Source organism: Micromonospora sp. NPDC002389 (assembly GCF_040296095.1).
In the GTDB taxonomy this organism is placed as follows: Bacteria; Actinomycetota; Actinomycetes; order Mycobacteriales; family Micromonosporaceae; genus Micromonospora.
Genome location: NZ_JBEOWP010000011.1, coordinates 237,913 through 258,424, shown reverse-complemented (window position 1 = coordinate 258,424; position 20,512 = coordinate 237,913). Strand labels below are relative to the sequence as shown.

Sequence of the window (20,512 nt, the reverse complement as noted above, 5' to 3'; positions counted from 1 at the left end):
GGTGTCGGACGTGGCGGGGGCGTGCTGACGGATGACGTCGATCAGCGATGATGACATGCGCGGGTGTGGTCCTTCTCGGTGTCATGTTGTCTCAGCAACTCCATGATCACCGATGGGCCACACCCGTTCAGCATCACCCTCCACACAGGCTGCGGCACCACATGCGGCCAGGTCAGACGCACATCAAACGACTACGCAAAGACCCTGCCCATGACCTCATCACCACCGTGACCAGCAGCTACTCAACTACGCAATGACCCTGCCCTCCAGCACCCCCACCAGGTTCTCCGCATACCACTCCGACAGCACGTCGTGCCCGTCCCGCAGCTCCTCGGTACTGGCGTCCATCCCCCGCTGACCCTCCCCATCCTCGGCCGTCGCGGCAGCGAATCTACCTCAGGACGCCGAACACAGCACTGAAAGAATCATTCGACCCTCCACCCACAACACATCTGCATGGCGAAACGACCCGATCGCGGCAGATCAGGACGCCGGCTGCGATCATCGGACGGATGGAGGCACGTGTCGCCGCAGTGCGCCCCGGTACACCCACTATGGTCGAAGCCGTGTTGGCCGGCGTTCGGCTGGAGGCCGAATGGGTTGGACAGCCCGCCCAGCCCGGCGAACTCGTCGATGTCGAACTCGACATCGATGACATGCTCGAATGGGGCGACACGATCGCAATGGCCGGCGCCGAATCGACGCTGCACGAAGGCCCCCGACTCCGCGGAACCGTCGAAGACCACGAGCAACAGATCCTGACCATACGGATCACCGACGGACTGTTGCAGGTCGAGCTCAGCAACGGCCCAGTCGACATCCCTCCCGGCACGGCTGTTGCCGTCGTTGTCGAGCATCTCAAGCTGTATCCCACCGGCATATGAGCACTGAGGAGCTCACCGATCTTGACGGCCGCGCGGATCGCGGCATGAGCAGTTGTTATATTGCTGTATGTAGATGTCTGGCCGATGATCCAGATCAGGTCGTGGACGGAGCCAGGCAGCGCGGCTGGCGCCCAGAACAGTCACCCGGCGGCGTCGGCCGGCACCTGCGTTCATTCCGTGGTGCTTGTGCTCACCGGAGTAGCCGGGCCTCTGATCGGCGACCCAGTCGATCGGGATCAGCGTGCCGTCGAGGATCGTGTACGCCAACCTGGTGACCCGGGGCGCATGGCGGCGGTGAGGTCGTCGGCACAAGCGGCGAGCAGGTCGACGGCCTCGCGTAGGTACGCCATACAGTGGTCACCAAAACCTCGCAGCAGGCGGCTAGCCGGGTGAGGGTGGCTCCAATGCGCATGTGGGCCAGGGCGGATGCCGTCCGCGCCGACCACGAGGCTCGCCGTGGTTTACAACCCCACGCACAATAACGGCGATGCCGACATAACCGGACGATACAACGAGTTCGGAGCGCTGCGGTCAGATCGACGACAGAATCAGTCCCAGCGGAGTGTAACAAGATATAAAGGCAGCGGCGAAGGTCAACCAAAGCAAGACCTCGCCGCTCCATCGGCTACCTGCGAACGACATCTCTTTTCCAAGCTACCGCAGCAGACCGGAGCAGAATTTTGCCCGCTACGCCAGAAAGCGTTCTAGCCGCACGCATCAGCAAGACGCTCGTAGGTGTGGTCCAGTTTTACCAACGCCGTGCAAACGTCAAGAAGCGGCCGGGGGTCTCTGGCTTGCTGGCGATCGCGCGCGAGATCGTATACGACGTCATCGCTGAGTATGACTCGATGGCCAGCTTCATTAACGACCGACAACGGTCGAGCGTGCAGACCTATCTCGGCTCGGCCGAGTTCCACGCCACGGTACGGCAATTGATTGCTCTCAGGCTCCTGTACGGACAAGACTACCTTACTGCCGCCGAGCAGGTGATTGGTGGAATGGCCGCAGGGCTGCGGATGTACCTGCGGGATCAGCGCACGACCACCCAGGCGGAGATTGCGAGGCTTTTGTTCGGCGTGGTCGTACGATCCGTCGGAGAGTATGTCGAGAAGACGCGTTCCATCTGGGATAACATTAACGATGAGGGCTTCCAGCGGTTCCTCCACCAGCAGGAGGATTTGATTCCTCGTACGATCGAGGCAGTCGCAGGTACCGGCTCAATCAAGGATTCTGTCGCCTGGGTCCAGCGGTACTGTACTGCTGCGACGGATCGCTATGGGAGAATCCGGGCACCCCACTGGGACACTCAAGTCATTGTTCCGATCGAAAAGGTATACATTCCCGCGCAGTTGAGCGATGTGGAAAGGACGTACGTGTACCCCCGCATCCCTTTCGATCGCACCGTTGTTCTAGGCGACCCGGGTGCTGGAAAGACCACACTGGCCGTGCGGGTCGCAGCTGACATCCTTGCCGGAAAGCCGTTGGGTGAGGTTGCCAAAGACGACGAGGCTGAATCGGCGCCGTCGATTCCATTTGTCGTCACCCTGCGGCAGTACGCCGCTTCCGGCATGAAACAGTCGTTTCCCGAGTACATCACCAATAGTGCGGCGGAGGACTTTCAGGCGCGGGCGCCCAATGGTCTTGTCGAGCTGCTCCTGCTGACTGGTCGTGTCATGGTCATCTTTGACGGCCTAGACGAACTCGTTGATACCTCCCGGCGTCGTGAGATAACGGCAGCCATCGAGGCGTTCGCGGCCACTTATATTAATACTCCCATTCTGGTCACAAGCCGGCAGGTCGGGTACGCGCAGGCACCACTGGACCCATCTAAGTTTGTGGCACTGGCAATCGAGCGGTTCGACCGATCTGATGTGGTCAGGTATGTCGACCGCTGGTACCAGCTCGATGAAACAATCGGCAACGTCGGCAAGCGATACGACGTCGCGAAGGGCTTCCTGGAGACGACTAAGATTATCAGTGATCTAACCTCCAGCCCTCTTCTCCTAGCCCTGCTCTGCAACCTTTACAAGGCGACCGGCTTTCAAGAACTGCCGCTTAGTCGTGCCGCTGTCCTAGAGAAGTGTGCACTGGTTCTCTTTGATCGTTGGGATAGGCAACGAAACATCGGAAACGTAGACTTCGAGCGCGACTTCGAACCGGTGATTGCCCATATGGCCTACGTGATGATCTCAGAGACGCAGTACGTCCAGGGCGTCACTGAAACGATCCTAATCGAGTTGGCGGCGACGTTTTTATTCCCCAGATCGTTTTCCGAAGAATCGCAGGCAAGATCCTTTGCGCGATCTCTAATAGCGCATTGTCGTGGTCGAGCATGGGTGCTTTCGGACGTAGGCACCACGCCCGAAGGAGAGCCGATCTATCAGTTCTCGCACCGGACGTTCCTTGAGTTTTATGCCGCCCTCTACATATGCCGCCAGAACCGAACGCCAGAGGCGATTACCGACGTACTGGTCCCGCATGTGCTTAGGTCGAGCCTGGGTCTCGTTCCATTGCTCACCATCCAGATTCTCTCCCGGCGTTTCGACGGTGCCGCAGACGACGCCGTAAAGGGTCTCATTGTAGCAGCGGACTCGGTTTCCGAGTCCGACCGCCGGGAGATACTGCGGTTCGCGCTTTCCATTCACCAACACGTACCGCTTGGTCCGGCAGCAACTAAGTCACTGCTTGAGTACGCCGAGCGCAGCTTTTCGGCCGTGGACATGGCAAGGGAACTTGGCAGACAGAGCGAATCAGCCGAAGAGGGTCAGCGTAGCCGCCAACCCAGGCGGGCTGACCTGCTGAAAAGCGGCGAATTCTGCAAGGAAGCCCACCGCTTCAAAATGTTGATGACTCCGGATGAAGCTATAGTTTTTGTACAACGGCGAACGGGTATACCTTTCGTCGAGGCGGTGGAGTTCGTCCGGAGCCTCTGACTCTGACCCGCCCTTGAGCTTGATCGAGAGAAGCATGCCTCGCAGAAAGCTCGGCGGTAGATTGCGGCGTATTCGTTCGCCGGAGGCTCACGGAGGCGACTGTGTAGGCGCACTCTCGCCCGTGTGCTTGAGCCCACTCAACTCGGCAGATCCGGATGCCACCCCGGGGTTCGACGAGATCGTCGTCATTGGTGGTGGCTGCTCGGGATCGAGCGTTCGGCAGAGTGCGGAGCGGGTGCTATTGCCCTTCTGTGGTGCTTACATGCGTGGTGGCGGTGGCGACGCTCTCGGCGATGGCGTGGGGTAGTGGAATCCCGCGGGCGAGTTCGGCGGTGAGGGTGCCGAGGAAGGTGTCGCCCGCGCCGGTGGTGTTGATGGCGTCGATGTGTGGTGCGGGCACGAGTGAGGTGTGGTCGGGGCTGCTGTAGGCGGCTCCGCGAGCGCCGGCGGTCACCACGGCTGCTCGTGGTCCTAGTTTGCGCAGTTCTTGGGCTGCGACTGACGGGTCGGTGTGGTGGCGGCCGAGGATGGTTGCCGCTTCGGTCTCGTTGGAGACGAACAGGTCGAGCGCGCCGAGCGCGGTCGTCCCGAGTGTGGGATGTGGTACGAGGTTGCCGATGAGCGTGCCGGCGCGGTGGTGGTCGAGGACGGCGTGCACGGCGTCGGGCTGGAGGTCGAGTTGGGTGATCACGATCGGGGCCGGCAGTTGCTGTAGTGCGGTGCGTACGTGCTCGGCGGTGAGTTCGGTGGCGGGAGGGCGTGCGAGGACGATGTAGTTCTCCCCGTCGGGGGTTACCTCGATGATCGCGATACCGGTCGGAGTCGACGGTAGAAGGTGGAAGTGGGACACGTCGACGGCCGCGTCGATGAGGGCCTGGTGCAGGAAGGTGCCCCATTGGTCGTCGCCGGCGGTGCTGATCAGGCTGGTGCGGGCGCCCGCTCGTCGGGCGGCCATCGCCTGGTTGAGGCTCTTGCCGCCCGGGGTGGTCGTCGCGGGCGACGAGGCGAACGTCGTGCGGCCGGGCACGGGCCGTTGGGGGATTCGAACGGTGATGTCGATGTTGGCGCGGCCGACAACGGCCACATCCGGCGGATCGGCATGGTCGGGCGGGGGCGGGTGGTGGTTCATGTGGTGGCGGCGAGGTGGTCGATGAGGTGCCGGACTTCGGGCTGGCTGGCGAAGGGTTCGAGGCGGTGGGCCAGGACGGTCACGTTGCGGTGGACCCGGGCCGAGCCGGTCGTGGTCGCGACGGTCAACGCTTGGGCCGCGACCGTGGCGGCACGGACGGGCTCCGAGGCCGCCAGGTGGGCGTGCGCGGTGCGCGACAGGTACACGCCCCGCTCGCGTCGGTACCGGTCAGGCCACTCGTTGACGGCGGCGGTGAAACTGTCGACGGCCCGTCGGGGTTGGTTGAGGCGCAGCCACCCCTCACCTTCCTGCGCCGCCAGATACGGCCGAGTGCAGAAGGAACCGAGTGTGCTGTCATCCCCGGCCGTGCGAACGGTCGCGACGAGTTCGTGAGCCTGCTCGATCGCGGCCTCGAATGCGCAGGCGTCGTTGTCGATGGCACTGCCATGCGCCTGCTGCACGGCGGCGAAGGCACGCACGAGAGCAGGCGTATCCGGCAGGCGGGCCGCCACACGAGCAATCCCGACGACGCGGTCCTCGTCACCGGTACCCACCAACCGTTGGGCCTTACGCGCCAGCACATACGCCCAGAACTCCTGATCGTCGGCTTCCTGCGCCATGCTTCCCGCCCGCTCCAGCCAGCGGCCACCCGCCGCCCGGTCACCGAGATCGTCACTGAGCCAACCAGCGAACTCACTCCACCGGGCCTCCGTGCTGAGCAACCGGTCACGAAGTGACCCACGCGCCTGCCTCCGCAGCACGGCGATCGTGGTGATCTGCTGCTCGACCGTCGACAGAATCGTCAGACCACCAAACCGATCATCCGCCCGCACCAGAAACGCGCGAAGCTCCGCGTAATGCTCCACCACAGCCGGATCAACAGCCCGTGAGCGAGATTCGCCGGTGATCGTCAAAGCCGGCACAGTCGCGAGCCCAGCGGCGAGTTCCAGCAGAGCCCTGCGACTCACCCGCACTGACATCGCCTGCCCGTCGGACATGACCGAAAGCGTAGCGACGTCACCCTCGCCCACGTCGCCCTCGCCAGCACCCGCGACAATGGTCACCTGCGACAGCGGCGCCGTCAGACCGCCCGGACCGTTGACTGACGTCGGCTTCGGTGCCGCAATCAACGAAGCATGGCTATCCCCCTCCGAAAGCGAACAGTCCTCGGCTTCACCCCACCGTGCGCGCTGATCCGCCTCAGCCTTCTCCAGATCAAGCTGCCGCTTGAGGCGCCGATAGTCGTCATAGCCGGCCAGCAACTCTCCACCAGCCGCAAGATTCGCGTCACAGCGCTGCCAGAAGATCCGGTCCGGGCACTGCCGCCCACGCTCCACCGAGGCGATCGTGGTTCGTGAAATTGGCACCCGCCGCGCCAACGCCAACTGGAGTCAACCCACGCGCGTGACGCCAGCCCGCAAGCCTCGCACCCAACGCCACCTTCGCATCGTGCACCCGCTGCGGATCGATCACGGCGACCGCCCCTCCACACCCGCACACGCAGACCACATCGACACAAAGCGACGCCACCGTAACCGACCACGCCAAAGCAAGCCAGCGCCCACCGCAAGCCCACCACGCCGCACCACAACGCAAAACCGCGCCGATTCACGTCGACGGCAAGATGCGGAACCACGCCCCCACCCCACCCCGCCCTCCACGCATTCGATCAGTATTCGTGAATTGATTGAGGAAGGGTGAAAGTTCGGCATCGTCAAGCTCGCACGGACCCGACCGGACGCCCCCGGACAGTCCGACACGCAGGGGATGCTCGTCGCACGAGCAGCCACCGAGCAGCCAACCGTCCCTCATGGACAGAAACAGACAAGGCCCTGACCGCCGTTATAGCAGGTCAGAGCCTTGTCGATCTTGTGCGCCCGAAGGGACTCGAACCCCTAACCTTCTGATCCGTAGTCAGATGCTCTATCCGTTGAGCTACGGGCGCTGGTGCTCGGCCAGTCTACACACCCGGCTTTCGCGCGGAGACTCCGGGATTCGAACCCGGGAGGGGCTTTAAGACCCCAACCGCATTAGCAGTGCGGCGCCATAGACCAGACTAGGCGAAGTCTCCCTGGTGGCCCGCAGACCACCGCGCCCGAGGATACAGGCCCCGCCCGTCCGGGGGCAAAGCGACTACCGGAACCGGCCGACCCGCAGACCGGCGAGGGGATTCTTGAGCTGTGCGGCGCCGTGATCGCGACTACGCTCCATCGACATGCAGGAGGAGTCGCCACGCGAGCATGACCACCCCGAACCTGCTCGGGAAGCGCGCCGCCGCTCCCCGAAGGCGACGTTCACACCCCCTCCGGCGCCCGCGCCTCCGAGCGAGGCTGAGCCGCAGGAGGACGAGGGCGGGCGTCGGCCTCGTCGCACGAAGGCCGCGCCGGGTGTGATCTTCCAGCCGCCACCCGTCCCGGAGCAGCCGGTGCCCCGCCAGACTCGTCCCGCTTCGTCCAGGACACCGTTCACCCCCACGCCACCGTCTGCGACTGCGCCCGCACCCGAGGCCGGACCGGCATCGGATACGGAGAGTCGGCCGGTCCGAAGCGGGGATCGCGAAGCACACGGGGCAGCTCCTGACACTCCTGTGCCCACGCGGCGCAAGGCCGCCGCGAAAAAGGCGCCTCGATCGAACCCCGAGCCGACCGGGCCGGAACCGGTCGCCGCCGGCCCCGCCGACAGCCGCAGGACGGCGGCAGCACCCCCCACGCCGTTGACGAGCACCGAGCAGAACGATGCGACCGAGGCACAGTCGCCGAGCGACGGGCAGCCGAATGCGACCGAGGCCCCGTCGGCCGGCGACGGGCGGAACGATGCGACTGCGGCGGCGCAGGCGGGTTCGGCCCGGAAGGTGGCCAGGAAGGCCGCACCGAGGAAGGCAGCGACGGCTGCGACGTCCCCCTCCGGGTCAGCCCCGGTGAAGAGGACGGCGAGGAAGGCAGCCGCGAAGGCCGCACCGGCGCGGACGACTGCGACGAAGGCGACCGGGGTCGCGGCAGCCGGAGCCGGACCGGACAGTGCCACGCCGCAGACGGAGCAGGTCGCGTCGGCCCGGACCGACGACGCCCTCCACGCGGAGCAGGCCGCCGAACCGATCTCGGCCGAGCCGACCACGACGCTGACCGCCGCAGCGCAGACCGACGCCGACCTTGGCTATCCGACCGAGTCGGATCCACCGCGACCGAAATCCGCTGAGACGACCCGACCTGGGCTGGCCCCAGGAAAGCCGACCCCGACCTCACCCACACCGGCCGAGACCCCACCTGCACCGACCGAGCCGACGTCGCTGACCGGTGCCACCTCGCCCGACGGGAGCGAGGCGGGGCTCGCTGGGCGTACGCCTGATCTGCGGATGCTCGTGGTGCGGGTGCTGGACCACCCGGGCTATGCCCCGGAGCTGCTCGCCCTGACGGCGGTCGAGGCGCTCGGGCCGGGGGCGGCGGCGTGGGCGCGGCGGCTGCGGCAGCGGTACCCGGAGGCGGACGGCGACGGTCTGGCCCGGCTCGCCGGCCGGCGGTTCGTCCGGCAGGCGGGGGTCGGCGGGGCGACTGCATCGTTGGCGGGTGCGTTCGCGCCGGTGGTGGAGTTGGCGGCGGTGCTCTGGACGCAGGCGAACCTGGTGCTCCACCTGGCGGCGGCGTACGGCCGTGATCCGGCGGATCCGGAGCGGGCGGTGGAGTTGCTGGTGTTGGCGCAGGTGCATCCGGACGAGGCAAGTGCGCGGTCGGCGCTGGCGGCGGCTCGGGCGGCGGACGGGCCGGGCGAGCAGCCGGGGCCGAGGGCTGCCGAGGCGGCCTGGCGGCTGGCGGCGCCGCTGGCCGCGCAGGCGGGCGGCTGGCTGGCGTTGCGGTGGGCGTCCCGGGTGCTGCCCGGCGCGGCGCTGGTGACGGCGGCGGTCGGTGATTCGGCGGCGGTACAGCGGCTGGCCTCCCGCGCGGTCGCCGCCTACCGCCCGCCCCGACCCAGGGAATGACGGCGGCTGGAGACTGGGCGGCGCAGCGGCTGGGCGCCGCCTACCCGCCCACCTCGACGTCGCTGACCACGGCCCGCCGGACGCCACGCGAGCGGCGAAGGCCACCGACCGAGGCCCAGCCCGACCATCCGGAAGCGCGCCCGGCGACCCGCCACCGGACCAGGGCCCTGCGCGGTCAGAGCCAGTCGAACCATTCTCGGGGCAGCAGGCTGTAGCCGACGAAGGCGAAGATGTCGAGCAGGGCGTGCGCCACGATCAACGGCATCACCCGGCGGGTACGCAGATAGAAGAGGCTGAACACGACGCCCATGATCGCGTTGCCGATGAACGCGCCGAAGCCCTGGTAGAGGTGGTACGAGGCGCGGAGCAGGGCGCTGGTGGCGATGATCGCGCCGACTCGCCACTGGAGCTGCCGTAGCCTGGTCATCAGGTAGCCGACCACGATCACCTCCTCCAGGATCGAGTTCTGGAAGGCGGCGAGGATCAGCACCGGCACGGTCCACCAGAGGTCGGGCAGCGCGGCCGGCACCACGGTGGCGTTGATGCCGAGTTGGGCCGCCGCCCAGAACAGCACCAGGCCGGGAAGCCCGATCAGGGCCGCCAGCCCGGCGCCCTGGGCGAGGTCGGCCCAGGGCCGTCGGGCGTCCAGGCCGAGCGTGCGTACCGGATCGCCGGGGTCGCGGGTGAGCAGGTGTACGGCGAGCAGCACCGGCAGCAGCGCGAAGACAATGCCGAGTAGCTGGTACGTGAGGTCGAGGTACGGCCGGGCCGACGCGGAGGTGTTCAGCGCGGCGGTCTGCCGGGAGAGTCCGCCCTCGGCGGTCAGCTTCGCGATGATCGAGACGGTGGCGTAGACGGCCGACTGGCCGAGCGAGAGGCCGAGCACGAGCATCGTCTCGGTGCCGAGTGTCCGACGGGACGTCGGGCGGGTGAGCTCTGCGGTCACCGCACCACTGTGCCCGACCGTCTGCGCTGGTGGCATCCGGGTGCCACTGAGCGCGCCTCACGTCGGATCGCACATTCTGTGCGACCTTCATGCACGCTCCGTGGACATTCTATCGGTGTTCCCGATCCCGCCGGCAGAAGAAGGAGCGCTCCCAGGTGGACAACTTCGCGCGGCTGCTGAAGGAGAGCTGGGCCCTGGTCGAGGAGGATCGGGCCCGGTTGACCGACCACTTCTACGCGCGGGTCTTCCTCCTCGACCCGGAGCTGCGCAAGTTGTTCCCGGTGCAGATGTCCGGGCAGGGCGACCGGCTCCTCGAAGCGATCATCACGGCGATCCACACCGTCGACGACCCGGAGGGGTTCGACGAGTTCCTGCGGGCGCTGGGCCGGGACCACCGCAAGTACCACGTCGACACGGCGCATTACGACACGATGGGTGTCGCGTTGTTGGACGCGTTGCGTAGCACCGCCGGGGACGGTTGGAACCTGGAGTACGACCAGGCGTGGCGGGACGCGTACGCGGCGATCGCCGAGAAGATGCTGGCCGGGGCGGCGGCGGACGACAACCCGCCGTTCTGGCACGCGGAGGTGTTGACCCACCGGCGGTACGGCTCGGACACGGCCGTCTTCACCTGCCGGGCGCTGCAACATCCGCTGTCCTGGAAGGCCGGCCAGTACGTCAGCGTGGAGGCGCCCCGGCACCATCCCCGGGTGTGGCGGACGTACTCGGTGGCGAACGCCCCGAACGACGACAACGTGCTGGAGTTCCACGTGCGTACGCCGTCGGAGGCCGCCGGCTGGGTCTCGGGTGCCCTGGTCCGCCGGATCAAGCCGGGTGACCTGCTGCGGGTGGCCGCGCCGATGGGATCGATGACGCTGGACCGCACGTCGGAGCGGGACATCCTCTGTGTCGCCGGTGGGGTCGGGCTGGCGCCGATCAAGGCCCTGGTGGAGGAGTTGGCCGGCTTCAACCGGGCGCGCTGGGTGCACGTCTTCTACGGCGCCCGTACCGAGGCGGACCTGTACGGTCTCGACCGGTTGCGGGAACTGGTGGCGGCCCATCCGTGGTTGTCGGTCACCCCGGCGTGCAGCGACGACCCGGACTTCGACGGCGAGCAGGGTGACGTCTCCGATGTGGTGGCCCGGTACGGGCCGTGGACCGCACACGACTGCTACGTCTCCGGGTCCGCCTCGATGGTCCGGTCGACGTTGCGGGTGCTCGCCGCCGACGACGTCCCGCCGCAACAGACCCGGTACGACACCTTCGGCAACCTGTAGAGCTTTTCTCCCCCCCGAGCCGGGGCGCGTGCCCCTGCCCCCTGGGGCACGCGCCCCGGTCCCCCTGTTCGGGCGGACCGGCACCGCCCACGCCACCCGCGCCCGTCCGGCCGTCGTTCCCACCCGGGCGGGCGCGGTGGCACCAACCCGTGCAGGCGGCACGGCTCAGTAGCGCCAGGGGTTGCCGGACTCGCGGTACTCCTCGACCGGCACCAGCGGCACGCCGGGTGCCATCCGGTCCACGTACAGCCGACCCTCCAGGTGGTCGATCTCGTGCGCCACCAGGCGGGCCATGCCGAACTCGAACGAGGTGATCACCCGTCCGCCGTCGAACTGCGCGTGCTCCACGTCGATCCGCAGCGCCCGGGGCACCAGCCCACGGTGGTCGAAGAAGGAGAGGCAGCCCTCGTACTGCTCGTCGGTGTCCGGTGCGGCCTCGACCACCCGGGGGTTGAGCAGCACGACGGGCTCGGCCGTGCGGTCGGGCGGGCGGACCACGGCCACCGCCCGGCCGATGTCGAGCTGCGGTGCGGCGACGCCCACTCCCTTGGTGAACGGGTGGATCTCGTCCAGTCGGGCCACCGCGGTGACCAGCCGATCGACGATCTCGCGGGCGGACTGTTCCTCGCGGGGCAGGTCGAACGGTCGGGCCGGCTGCCGCAGCAGGTCGACGCCGCGCTGCACGATGCCGAGTCCGCGCATCCGGTCGGACGGCCGGACCCGGCCGCCCTCCGGCTCGGTCTCCGGCTCGGCGCGGAAGCGCCACTGCATCCGGTAGCGGGCGTTCAGCGGCGGCTCGTCGGTCGCCCAGTCGAAGATCGCCCGGTCGCCCTCGTCCCGCCGGGTCACCGCCGTGCGCAGCGGCCCCTCCTCCGCCGAGAGCGAGGTCTCCGCGCCCCAGACCTGGGGGTCCAGCGCCACCGGCAGATCCAGGCGTACGGCGAGGTGCCGGGTCGGTACGCGGACCGCCCGCTGGAACCAGGGGCCCCACTTGTCCCGTCCGACGGTGTACGCGTACTCGATGGTGGCGCGGCGACCCGGGTAGAGCGGGAAGCGGCGGTCGGCGTTCTCGAAGAGCAGCCAGATCTCCTTGAAGGCGTCCCGGTCGTGCTTGGCCCGCCAGTGCATGGCCTCCCGCTCGCCGGACTCCTCGCGGAATGCGCTCAGTTGAAGTTCGGCGAAGGTGAGCGGGTGCTCCCGGTGGTGCCGGTTGGAGCGGCCCGGGTCGTTCGGGTAGCGGTCGACGGCGATCCGGACGAGGTAGCGGGTGACCGGTTCGGTGCCGGCGTTGTACAGCTCTCGACGGATGACGCAGTGGTAGGAGTCGTCGGTGTGCGTGAGGATGGCCGTCTCGCGTTCGACGATGAGTCCGGTGCCCGGCGGCATCCACTGGCCGGGGAGGACGGGTTCCCGGTGGTGGCGCTCGGCGCGGGCGTGACGCAGGTCGTCGTACTCCCGGAACCGCTGCCAGATCGCGCCGCTGGCCTCCAGGACGGCCTCGGCGCGCCGGGCGAAGTCCTCGGTGGGTCGGTGCCGCCGCCCCTCCACGTGGCTGACGTAGGACGGGTCGAAGCCCATCAGGGTGGCGAGTTGTTTCTTGGACAGCCCCCGCTCCGTCCGGTGCCGTGCGAGTTCGGCGGCGAACGAGTCGGCAGCCCGATCGAGCGGTGAGGTCGTCATCAGCTTCCTCGTGGCCGGGTGCATCAAGTTTCACGTTGCGTGGCCGATCACGCACACAACTGGCACCTTCTCGACAGGACCCTTGACCGGTGAGCGTTTTCTACCGATACTGCCCCGAGTCTCCGGTACGACACTCAGCGTGACCGCCGACCGTCGAGTGATCCGAGCCTCTCGCTTTCCCCCTCTTTCCGGGTTCCCCGCGCAGCCGAAGTGTGGTTAGGCTAGCCTTAGTTTGGCCATCGGGGTCTCGGACGGGGGGTGGAACAGGTGACAGCCGTGCTGCCCGTCCACGCCGCCTCGGCCGCGCCGCTGGCCCCGGTCACCGCCACTCTGCGGGCCATGTTCGGCACCGACGCGCTGCCCGGCCTGGCTGCTGGGCTGGTCGTGCCGGACGAGGCGGGTTGGGCCCCGGCGACGACGCTGACCAGTGGTGCCCAGGTGCCGGAGCTGCTCGACTCGGCCGTCCGCCTCTGGGGTGGTACGCCGCACGCCTCCGCCGCGGTCGCCTGGAAGGCGTACAGCTACTGGGCGGCGCTGCCGGTGGTGCTCGGCTGGGCCGTCGCCCGACGGGTGCCGCTGCTCGACGCCGACGCCGCCCTCGTGCACTTCGCCGACCCGCGCACCCTGATCACGCTGGGTCTGCGCCCGTCCACCCCGATCGCGGTCCTGCCCAACGACCCGCTGGCCCTGTCCGGGCTGCCCCAGGTCCGGGTACTCGCCGACGAGCAGGCCCTGCTGACCGCACTGCGCGGCACGCTGCTGGACGCGCACCTGTCGCCGGTGATCGCCGCCATCCAGGGCGAGGTCCGGATCGGCACGCGTACGCTGCTCGGCTCGGTGGCCTCCGGCATCGCGCACGGGGTGCTGCGGGCGGCCGACAGCCTGCCCGGCTCGGCGGTCGAGGCGGTGGACACCCTGCTCGGCGCGCTCGACCTGGCCGACCTGGTGGAGCTGGTGCCGGGCCGCAACGGCGAACCGACCGTGCAGCGCCGCACCTGCTGCCTGGCCTTCACCCTGCCCTCGCCGAAGGTCTGCCAGGGCTGCTGCATCCGCAGCTCCTGATCCTCAGTCACTCCCCGACCAGCGGCCGGACGTCCCAGAGCCACACCCCGCCGGTGTACGTGGGCTCCACGCCGGTCAGTGCGGTCATCCCGGTACGCAGCGCCTCGGCCTGCTCGTGCGGGCCGAGGACCACCGCGCCGGCCCGCCAGTACCGCAGGTCCTCGACCGCCTCCTGCCGGTCCCGCGCGGTGATCTGCGGCACCTCCCCGGTCCGCCGGATCGCGCCGAAGAAGGTGCTGGTGGGGCGCGGCGGCGCGGTGAACAGCGCGACCCCATCCCGGCCGGGCCGGGTGTCGGGGCCGAGGAAGTAGCCACGGGCGATCGGCATCTGCAACCGGGTCTGCGCCGACCAGCGCAGCGGCTCGGCGTACTCGGTGTCGGGCAGCGGCAGGGTCACCAGGCTGCGCCCGCCGGCGAGATAGGGGCGCCAGGCTCCGGAGGTGACGAACTCCGGGGTCGGTTCGAGACGCTTGGTCGGCAGCGGGGTGGGCAACACCGGCACCAGGGCCATCGCCAGCACGGTCGCCGTGCCGAACCGGATCTGGGTACGCCGGTCCGGGTGACGGGCGGCGACCTGCCGGACCCGTTCGGCACCGTAGGCGAGCAACAGCCCGACGATCGGCGTGATCGCCAGCGACCAGCGGGTCGGTACCACCGAGTGCAGCACCGGCAGGTCCTCCAGCGCGGCCCAGGGGCCGGGTATCCCGGTGCCCCGGCCGTCGAAGCGGATCTCCCGCCCGAGCGAGAGCACCGCGAAGATCAGTCCCAGCCCGGCCAGCGCGATCACCACCGGGTTGCGCCGCAGCCACCACACCACCGCCGACACCAGGATCATCAGCGGCCAACCGAAGAAGGCGTTCTCCTCGGTGGGGTTCTTGACCAGTCGGGCCGCGCTGAGCGCCTCGCCACCCACCGACTCCCGGGCGTAGGTGAAGAACGAGGCGAGGTCGGTGGAGTAGCCCCGGATCAGCCAGGACAGGCCGTTGTACGCGCCGGGCCCGAAGAACTGGACGTAGAGCGGGTACGCCAGCAGCGCGAGCGCGATCGCGGCGGCGACGCCGAGTCCGGCGAGGAAGGGGCGGGTCCGCCGACGCAGGTCGGGCCGGGCGACGGCCAGCACCACGACGACCACGCCGAGACCGATCGCGGTCATCAGCAGGATCTCCAGGTTCAGGAACGCCTGCCAGACGATCACCAGGGCGAGCAGGACGCCGTTGCGCAGCCAGCGGCCGGGCTCGGCGAGCCGCACGGTACGCCAGACGATCAGCGGCACCACGAACTGGGACACGATGTTCGGGTGCGCATTGGCGTGCGAGACCATCGCCGGGGCGTACGCGCAGAAGGCGGCCCCCAGCCAGGCCGGGCCGCGCGAGCCGACGAGGACCCGGGAGAGTACGAAGTACCAGGCGGTGGCCGTGGCGATCATCCCGAGCGTGAGGAAGAGCAGGAACGACGTACGGGTACCGAACAGCAGTGTCACCGGCGTCATCGGCAATGAAACGGATAAGACCGAGGTATTTGCCATCAAATTGACGGATTCCGGCACGTTCATCCGATCCGACGAGAACGGGTACGCGAATTCCGTCACCACCCGCGCACCGTGGGCCATCATCCACTGAAATTGGGCCATATCGGTCTGGTTGTCGCGAATGCCGTCGGCCGGGTTGAGCCACATCCGGGCGGTGACCCAGAAGCCGAGCGCCGTGAAGCTCATCACGGCGACGACGTCCTTCCACCGCCCTGAGCTGGGCCGATGACCGTCGTCCGGCGGCCCGACCGGCACCCCTGGCGCCTCGGACTCGTCGGCGGAGCGGCCCGATTCAGGAGTAGTCATGGTAATTCGGAGCGTAGTCGGCGTATCGGGCCGTCGTGCGGCCTTCAGGCCACTGGCGTAACATCTCCCGAGTTCGCTGACCACCACCGATCGTGCAGCTACCCGACCGTAATTCGGCCACCACGGGCCCCGATATTCCCGCCCTCCAGGCGGATGGTTCACTCAGTCGGTCCTGGCGCGGGGTCGAGTCATATCGTGAGGAATCGACGCATGGCAGAAATCACTGGGGATCAGCGCGTGCAGTCCGAGGTTCTGGAGGGCCTCGCCACCGCGGTCAACCACCGACGCTGGTTCGTCGAGCTGGCCGTGCCTTACCTCGGCGACAACCCGATCGAGATCGGCAGCGGGCTCGGCGACTACGCACTGGAGTGGGCGGAGCACTTCCCCCGCTTCACCGCCACCGAGGCCGACCCGGACCGGCTGGTCGCGCTCAAGGAGCGCCTGGCCGACCAGCCGTCCATCGAGGTACGCCAGATGCTGCTGCCCAACACGGAGCGGGGCGACTACAGCGCGGCGGTGTCGTACAACGTGCTGGAGCACATCGAGGACCACGTCGAGGCGCTGCGCACCATGGGCCAGTTGGTCCGCCCGGGCGGAGCGGTGGTCATCATCGTCCCGGCGTTCCAGTTCGCGATGAGCCCGGCCGACATCGCCACCGGCCACGTACGCCGCTACACCAAGAAGACGCTCTCCGCCGCGATGACCGAGGCTGGCCTGCGGGTGGAGAAGATCCACTACGCGAACGCGCTCGGCCTGATCGGCTACTTCATGGCCACCAAGGTCTTCCGGCTGATGCCGAAGGAGGGCCCGATGGTGAAGGTCTACGACACCCTCGTCCTCCCCGCCACCAAGGCCGCCGAGCAGATCGCCCGCCCACCCTTCGGCCAGTCCGTCTTCGCCGTAGCCCGCACCCCCGCCTAACGCTGTCCCCCTCCCCCCCACCCCCGGGCCTCCCGCCCGGGCGGGTTCGCCGCGTTGATCAAGAAGTTTGTGCCGTGCCCGGGCGGGATCGGCGACCAAAACCTCTTGATCAACGCGGCATCGTCGGCGGGGTGGGGTCAGGCGGTGATCTGGTAGGTGGGGCGGATGGTGGCCCGGGCGAGGGTGTGGAAGGCCAGGTTGAAGCCGACGTAGGCCGGTGAGGCGTCCGGCGTCAGGTCCAGGCTCTCCACGTCGAGGGCGTGCACCGCGAAGACGTACCGGTGCGGCCGGTCACCGGCCGGCGGCGCGGCACCGCCGAACCCCTGCACGCCGTAGTCGTTCCGGACGCTGAACGCCCCCCGCAGGTCGCCCTCGGCGACGCCACGCGGCAACTCGGTCACATCCGCCGGGAGGTTGACCAGCACCCAGTGCCAGAACCCGCTGCCGGTCGGTGCGTCCGGGTCGAAACAGGTCACCACGAAGCCCTTGGTCTCCGCCGGGAAACCCGACCAGGCCAGGTGCGGCGACACGTTGTCCCCACCGGTGCTGTCATGGGCGTGCGCCGCGTCCATCGGCTCACCGTTGTGCACGTCGTCGCTGGTCAGCGTGAACGAGGCGACGGTCGGCAGCAGCTCGTACGGGTCCGGGGCGATGGGTCGTTCCAGGGTCATCGACACAGGTCCTTCCGGTGGAAGTGGTGTTCTGCGTCCCCCTTCATACCCTGTCGCGCGGTGCCAACCGGGAAAACGCGAGGTGTCCGCCGTAACCGAAGGCCGCTCACGCGGGTTGTCAGCCTGGCACCCATCGAGCGAGGGAGATCCGTGGCTGGCATCTGGCGCGACTTCGTCACCGCAGCCGTCGACTCCGTACGCGAGCGCGACGATCAGCCCCGACCCGACGAACGCCGCCGGGCCCTGGACCGACTCGCCACCGAGAAGATCCGCGAGAACCAGCAGGTACGCCCACCGAAGCGCTGAGTCCCCGACAGGTCACGACGCTCTCGCCGCCTCGACGACCACCGCCCCCCACTCCCGCCCCCACACCGCCACCCGCCCCGCCCCGCCCCGCCCCGACGATCATGGAGTTGCGGCAGGGACAAAGCGGGGCATTCAGGCGCTTTTCGCGTGCCACATGTCCATGATCGCGGCGGGCATGCCCAGGATGCGGCAGGTGGTGCGGCGCGTGGACGGGTGCGGGCGCGGGTGCGGGTGCGGGTGACCGCGGCTGGGGAGCGGAGGGTGTGGGATTCGAACCCACGAAGACATCGCTGCCTTACCGGTTTTCAAGACCAGCGCCATCGGCCACTAGGCGAACCCTCCCGGTGCCGCGCGCGGCGCGGCCGTGCATAGTCTGCCACGTCCGGCAGATCGGCGAAGGGGCGAGCCACCCCGTCCGTGTGACCGTCGCGGCGGTCTGTCGAGCGACTCCACTGTGCTCCACCGACACGGATTTCGCCGGTCCGGGGCGTGGCCGGGGCGTGGAACGGCGCAACGATCGGGTAAGACTGGGCCATGCGCGCGATCGTGATTGCCGAGCCCGGTGGGCCAGAGGTGCTGAGCTGGGACGAGGTGCCCGACCCGGAACCAGGATCGGGCGAGGTGATCGTCGACGTGCGGGCCACGGCGGTGAACCGGGCGGATCTGCTGCAACGGCAGGGGCACTATCCGCCGCCGCCGGGTGCGCCCGCGTACCCGGGACTGGAATGTTCGGGCGTGGTGAGCGCCATCGGGGCGGACGTCACCGGGTGGCGGGTCGGTGCCCAGGTCTGTGCGTTGCTGGCCGGCGGCGGGTACGCGGAGCGGGTGGCCGTGCCGGCGGTGCAGCTGCTGCCGGTGCCGGTGGGGGTCGACCTGGTCGATGCCGCCGCGCTGCCCGAGGTGGCGTGCACGGTCTGGTCGAACGTGGTGCAGGTGGCTCGGCTGTCGGCGGGCGAGACGCTGCTGGTGCACGGTGGTGGCAGCGGTATCGGCACGTTCGCGATCCAGCTCGGCACCGCGCTCGGCGCCACGGTGGTGGCGACCGCGCGGGCGGCGAAGCATCCCCGGCTGCGCGAGCTGGGCGCGGTGCACCTGGTCGACTACCGGGAGCAGGATTTCGTCGAGGAGGTCCGGCGGGTCACCGACGGGCGGGGCGCGGACGTCGTGCTCGACATCATGGGCGCGTCCTACCTCGGCCGGAACGTGGCGGCGCTGGCTCCGGACGGGCGGCTGGTGGTGATCGGGATGCAGGGTGGCCGCAAGGCCGAGCTGGACCTGGGCGCGCTGCTGGCCAAGCGGGGCACGGTGGCGGCGACCGCGCTGCGCGCCCGCCCGCTGGACCAGAAGGCCGCCATCGTGCAGGGGGTACGCGACGAGGTCTGGCCGCTGGTCGAGGCGGACCGGGTCCGTCCGGTCGTGGACCGGCGGCTGCCGATCACCGAGGTGGCGCAGGCGCACCGGCTGGTCGAGTCGAACGAGCACCTCGGCAAGGTGCTGCTCACCGTCGGCTAGTGCGGTGTCCAGGAACGTTGGCGGTGTCGCGGCGAGGTTCCGGCGGCGATCCGGCAAGGCGGAGGCTGGCCCGGATACCGGTGTTGCATCCGGGCCAGCCTCCAACGCCGCCGGGCGCCGTTTGAACCCGGCGCGGCCCGGTGAACGTTTCTGGACACCGCACTAGATCGAGTCGCGCCCCGGCAGCGTCAGTCGGGGGCCGGGGCCCTCCGCGGCGAGCCGGTCGTCCATGTTGTTGAGCGCGCAGCGCTGGAGCGACAGGCACCCGCAGCCGACACAGCCGTCGAGGTCGTCGCGGAGCTTGCTCAGCAGTTTGATCTTCTCGTCCAGCCGGTCCCGCCAGACGGCGGAGAGCTGGGTCCAGTCCTCGGCGGTCGGCGTGCGCGAGGCGGGCAGCGAGTCGAGGGCGGCCCGGATGTCGTCCAGCGAGATGCCGACCTGCTGCGAGATCCGGACGAACGCCACCCGGCGCAGCTCGCCCCGGTGGTAGCGGCGCTGGTTGCCACCGGTGCGGTCGGCCCGGATCAACCCCATCCGCTCGTAGTAGCGCAGCGCCGACTGCGCCACGCCGCTGCGCGCGGAGAGCTGACCGATGGTGAGGGCTTCCTGCATCACACCGCCTTGAATTGAACCTGACTTCAACTTGCAGAGTATCCGCATGACTACTCTCGCCACCACCGCCCGGGTCGCCGAGGCCGCCGCGCCGCTCGACGGCCGGTCGCCGGTCGCACCGCTGCTGGAGCGGATCCGCGCCGGCCGTGCGTTCGGCGCCAACGTCCACTCGACCGTCGACGTGCTCTGGGTGCTCTACGACCGGGTCCTCCGGATCACCCCGGACACAGTCGACGACCCGGCTCGGGACCGTTTCCTGCTCTCGAAGGGACACGCGGTCGCCGGCTACTACGCGGTGCTCGCCGCCAAGGGTTTCGTGCCGCTCGACTGGCTGGACGACCAGGGCGGGCCGGAGAGTCGACTCGGCGACCATCCGGACCGGACGCTGGTCCCCGGGGTCGAGATCGGCTCCGGTTCGCTCGGGCACGGTCTCGGGCTGGCCGTCGGGACCGCGCTCGGGCTGCGCGCCCAGGGGCTGCTCGACACCCGGGTGTACGCCCTGCTCGGCGACGCCGAGCTGGACGAGGGCTCCAACCACGAGGCGATCGCGTACGCGGGCGCGACCGGCCTGCCGAACCTGACCGCGATCGTGGTCGACAACTCCTCCGCCACCCACGGCTGGCCCGGTGGCGTGGCCACCCGGTTCACGGTGAACGGGTGGACCGCCGCCACGGTCGACGGACGGGACCACGACGCGCTGCACACCGCCCTGACCGGGCACCACGGACACCGGCCGCACGTCGTCGTCGCGGTCGTCGAGAGCGGGGAGTAG

At 68.8% G+C, this 20,512-nt stretch carries 16 protein-coding genes, 3 tRNA genes and 2 pseudogenes; 9 read left to right on the top strand and 12 right to left on the bottom strand.

What is annotated here, in order from left to right:
• Positions 1-264: 264 nt before the first annotated feature.
• Positions 265-348 (bottom strand): annotated as a pseudogene (locus ABT008_RS22065) (SAM-dependent methyltransferase); the annotation flags it as partial.
• A 164-nt stretch (positions 349-512) separates the two neighbouring features.
• On the opposite strand from ABT008_RS22065, the gene ABT008_RS22060 reads away from it, so the two are divergent.
• Positions 513-884 (top strand): hypothetical protein, encoded by a 372-nt coding sequence (locus ABT008_RS22060; RefSeq protein ID WP_350698092.1) that lies wholly within the window; start codon positions 513-515, stop codon positions 882-884.
• A 143-nt stretch (positions 885-1,027) separates the two neighbouring features.
• Here the strand turns inward: ABT008_RS22060 and ABT008_RS22055 are convergent.
• A pseudogene (locus ABT008_RS22055) lies at positions 1,028-1,392 on the bottom strand (IS5/IS1182 family transposase); the annotation flags it as partial.
• Positions 1,393-1,621: 229 nt separating this feature from the next.
• Between ABT008_RS22055 and ABT008_RS22050 the strand changes: the two are divergent.
• Complete coding sequence (locus tag ABT008_RS22050; RefSeq protein ID WP_350698091.1) at positions 1,622-3,817, top strand: NACHT domain-containing protein; 2,196 nt, start codon at positions 1,622-1,624, stop codon at positions 3,815-3,817.
• 238 nt (positions 3,818-4,055) lie between these two features.
• Here the strand turns inward: ABT008_RS22050 and ABT008_RS22045 are convergent, their stop codons facing one another.
• From ABT008_RS22045 to ABT008_RS22030, 4 genes are all read right to left on the bottom strand, one after another.
• Positions 4,056-4,946 (bottom strand): PfkB family carbohydrate kinase, encoded by an 891-nt coding sequence (locus tag ABT008_RS22045; protein WP_350698090.1) that lies wholly within the window; start codon positions 4,944-4,946, stop codon positions 4,056-4,058.
• Positions 4,943-6,283 (bottom strand): NsdA family TPR-like regulatory protein, encoded by a 1,341-nt coding sequence (locus ABT008_RS22040; protein ID WP_350698089.1) that lies wholly within the window; start codon positions 6,281-6,283, stop codon positions 4,943-4,945. The genes ABT008_RS22045 and ABT008_RS22040 overlap by 4 nt, the downstream gene beginning before the upstream one ends.
• Before the next feature lie 535 nt (positions 6,284-6,818).
• A tRNA-Arg gene (locus tag ABT008_RS22035) sits at positions 6,819-6,891 on the bottom strand.
• Between the two features lie 35 nt (positions 6,892-6,926).
• A tRNA-Ser gene (locus ABT008_RS22030) sits at positions 6,927-7,017 on the bottom strand.
• Between the two features lie 846 nt (positions 7,018-7,863).
• On the opposite strand from ABT008_RS22030, the gene ABT008_RS22025 reads away from it, so the two are divergent.
• Entirely contained in the window at positions 7,864-8,919 is a 1,056-nt protein-coding gene (locus tag ABT008_RS22025) for a hypothetical protein (RefSeq protein WP_350698088.1), read from the top strand.
• Between the two features lie 175 nt (positions 8,920-9,094).
• On the opposite strand, the gene ABT008_RS22020 is transcribed toward ABT008_RS22025, so the two are convergent.
• Positions 9,095-9,865, bottom strand: a complete 771-nt coding sequence (locus ABT008_RS22020; RefSeq protein ID WP_350698087.1) for a CPBP family intramembrane glutamic endopeptidase — start codon at positions 9,863-9,865, stop codon at positions 9,095-9,097.
• Between the two features lie 155 nt (positions 9,866-10,020).
• Here ABT008_RS22020 and ABT008_RS22015 point away from each other — a divergent pair, with 155 nt between their 5' ends.
• Positions 10,021-11,142, top strand: coding sequence for a globin domain-containing protein (locus ABT008_RS22015; RefSeq protein WP_350698086.1), 1,122 nt, complete (start codon positions 10,021-10,023; stop codon positions 11,140-11,142).
• Between the two features lie 165 nt (positions 11,143-11,307).
• Here ABT008_RS22015 and ABT008_RS22010 read toward each other — a convergent pair whose 3' ends face one another.
• Positions 11,308-12,822 carry a peptide deformylase gene (locus ABT008_RS22010; protein ID WP_350698085.1) on the bottom strand — a complete coding sequence of 505 codons (1,515 nt, stop codon included), beginning with the start codon at positions 12,820-12,822 and terminating at the stop codon, positions 11,308-11,310.
• A gap of 279 nt (positions 12,823-13,101) precedes the next feature.
• Here ABT008_RS22010 and ABT008_RS22005 point away from each other — a divergent pair, with 279 nt between their 5' ends.
• Entirely contained in the window at positions 13,102-13,884 is a 783-nt protein-coding gene (locus ABT008_RS22005) for a hypothetical protein (protein ID WP_350698113.1), read from the top strand.
• A gap of 7 nt (positions 13,885-13,891) precedes the next feature.
• On the opposite strand, the gene ABT008_RS22000 is transcribed toward ABT008_RS22005, so the two are convergent.
• Entirely contained in the window at positions 13,892-15,718 is a 1,827-nt protein-coding gene (locus tag ABT008_RS22000) for a DUF6311 domain-containing protein (RefSeq protein ID WP_350698084.1), read from the bottom strand.
• A 210-nt stretch (positions 15,719-15,928) separates the two neighbouring features.
• Here ABT008_RS22000 and ABT008_RS21995 point away from each other — a divergent pair, with 210 nt between their 5' ends.
• A complete protein-coding gene (locus ABT008_RS21995; RefSeq protein ID WP_350698083.1) occupies positions 15,929-16,639 on the top strand; it encodes a class I SAM-dependent methyltransferase in 711 nt (236 codons plus the stop codon).
• Positions 16,640-16,776: 137 nt separating this feature from the next.
• Here the strand turns inward: ABT008_RS21995 and ABT008_RS21990 are convergent, their stop codons facing one another.
• Positions 16,777-17,310 carry a YbhB/YbcL family Raf kinase inhibitor-like protein gene (locus ABT008_RS21990; protein WP_350698082.1) on the bottom strand — a complete coding sequence of 178 codons (534 nt, stop codon included), beginning with the start codon at positions 17,308-17,310 and terminating at the stop codon, positions 16,777-16,779.
• 150 nt (positions 17,311-17,460) lie between these two features.
• On the opposite strand from ABT008_RS21990, the gene ABT008_RS21985 reads away from it, so the two are divergent.
• Positions 17,461-17,616, top strand: a complete 156-nt coding sequence (locus ABT008_RS21985; RefSeq protein ID WP_350698081.1) for a hypothetical protein — start codon at positions 17,461-17,463, stop codon at positions 17,614-17,616.
• Between the two features lie 255 nt (positions 17,617-17,871).
• On the opposite strand, the gene ABT008_RS21980 is transcribed toward ABT008_RS21985, so the two are convergent.
• Positions 17,872-17,958, bottom strand: a tRNA-Ser gene (locus ABT008_RS21980).
• Positions 17,959-18,150: 192 nt separating this feature from the next.
• On the opposite strand from ABT008_RS21980, the gene ABT008_RS21975 reads away from it, so the two are divergent.
• Positions 18,151-19,128 (top strand): NAD(P)H-quinone oxidoreductase, encoded by a 978-nt coding sequence (locus ABT008_RS21975; RefSeq protein WP_350698080.1) that lies wholly within the window; start codon positions 18,151-18,153, stop codon positions 19,126-19,128.
• A gap of 162 nt (positions 19,129-19,290) precedes the next feature.
• Here ABT008_RS21975 and soxR read toward each other — a convergent pair whose 3' ends face one another.
• On the bottom strand, positions 19,291-19,740 hold the full coding sequence (gene soxR / locus ABT008_RS21970) for a redox-sensitive transcriptional activator SoxR (protein ID WP_350698079.1): 450 nt from the start codon (positions 19,738-19,740) through the stop codon (positions 19,291-19,293).
• A 46-nt stretch (positions 19,741-19,786) separates the two neighbouring features.
• Here soxR and ABT008_RS21965 point away from each other — a divergent pair, with 46 nt between their 5' ends.
• Positions 19,787-20,512: a thiamine pyrophosphate-binding protein gene (locus tag ABT008_RS21965; RefSeq protein ID WP_350698078.1), complete on the top strand. Its 726-nt coding sequence runs from the start codon at positions 19,787-19,789 to the stop codon at positions 20,510-20,512.

What these genes read in the sequence shown, in the direction of transcription:
- ABT008_RS22060 (WP_350698092.1), top strand. Translation starts at nt 513, where the DNA reads ATGGAGGCACGTGTCGCCGCAGTGCGCCCCGGTACACCCACTATGGTC.
- ABT008_RS22045 (WP_350698090.1), bottom strand. Translation starts at nt 4,946, where the DNA reads ATGAACCACCACCCGCCCCCGCCCGACCATGCCGATCCGCCGGATGTG.
- ABT008_RS22010 (WP_350698085.1), bottom strand. Translation starts at nt 12,822, where the DNA reads ATGACGACCTCACCGCTCGATCGGGCTGCCGACTCGTTCGCCGCCGAA.
- ABT008_RS22000 (WP_350698084.1), bottom strand. Translation starts at nt 15,718, where the DNA reads ATGACTACTCCTGAATCGGGCCGCTCCGCCGACGAGTCCGAGGCGCCA.
- ABT008_RS21995 (WP_350698083.1), top strand. Translation starts at nt 15,929, where the DNA reads ATGGCAGAAATCACTGGGGATCAGCGCGTGCAGTCCGAGGTTCTGGAG.
- ABT008_RS21990 (WP_350698082.1), bottom strand. Translation starts at nt 17,310, where the DNA reads ATGACCCTGGAACGACCCATCGCCCCGGACCCGTACGAGCTGCTGCCG.
- ABT008_RS21975 (WP_350698080.1), top strand. Translation starts at nt 18,151, where the DNA reads ATGCGCGCGATCGTGATTGCCGAGCCCGGTGGGCCAGAGGTGCTGAGC.
- soxR (WP_350698079.1), bottom strand. Translation starts at nt 19,740, where the DNA reads ATGCAGGAAGCCCTCACCATCGGTCAGCTCTCCGCGCGCAGCGGCGTG.
- ABT008_RS21965 (WP_350698078.1), top strand. Translation starts at nt 19,787, where the DNA reads ATGACTACTCTCGCCACCACCGCCCGGGTCGCCGAGGCCGCCGCGCCG.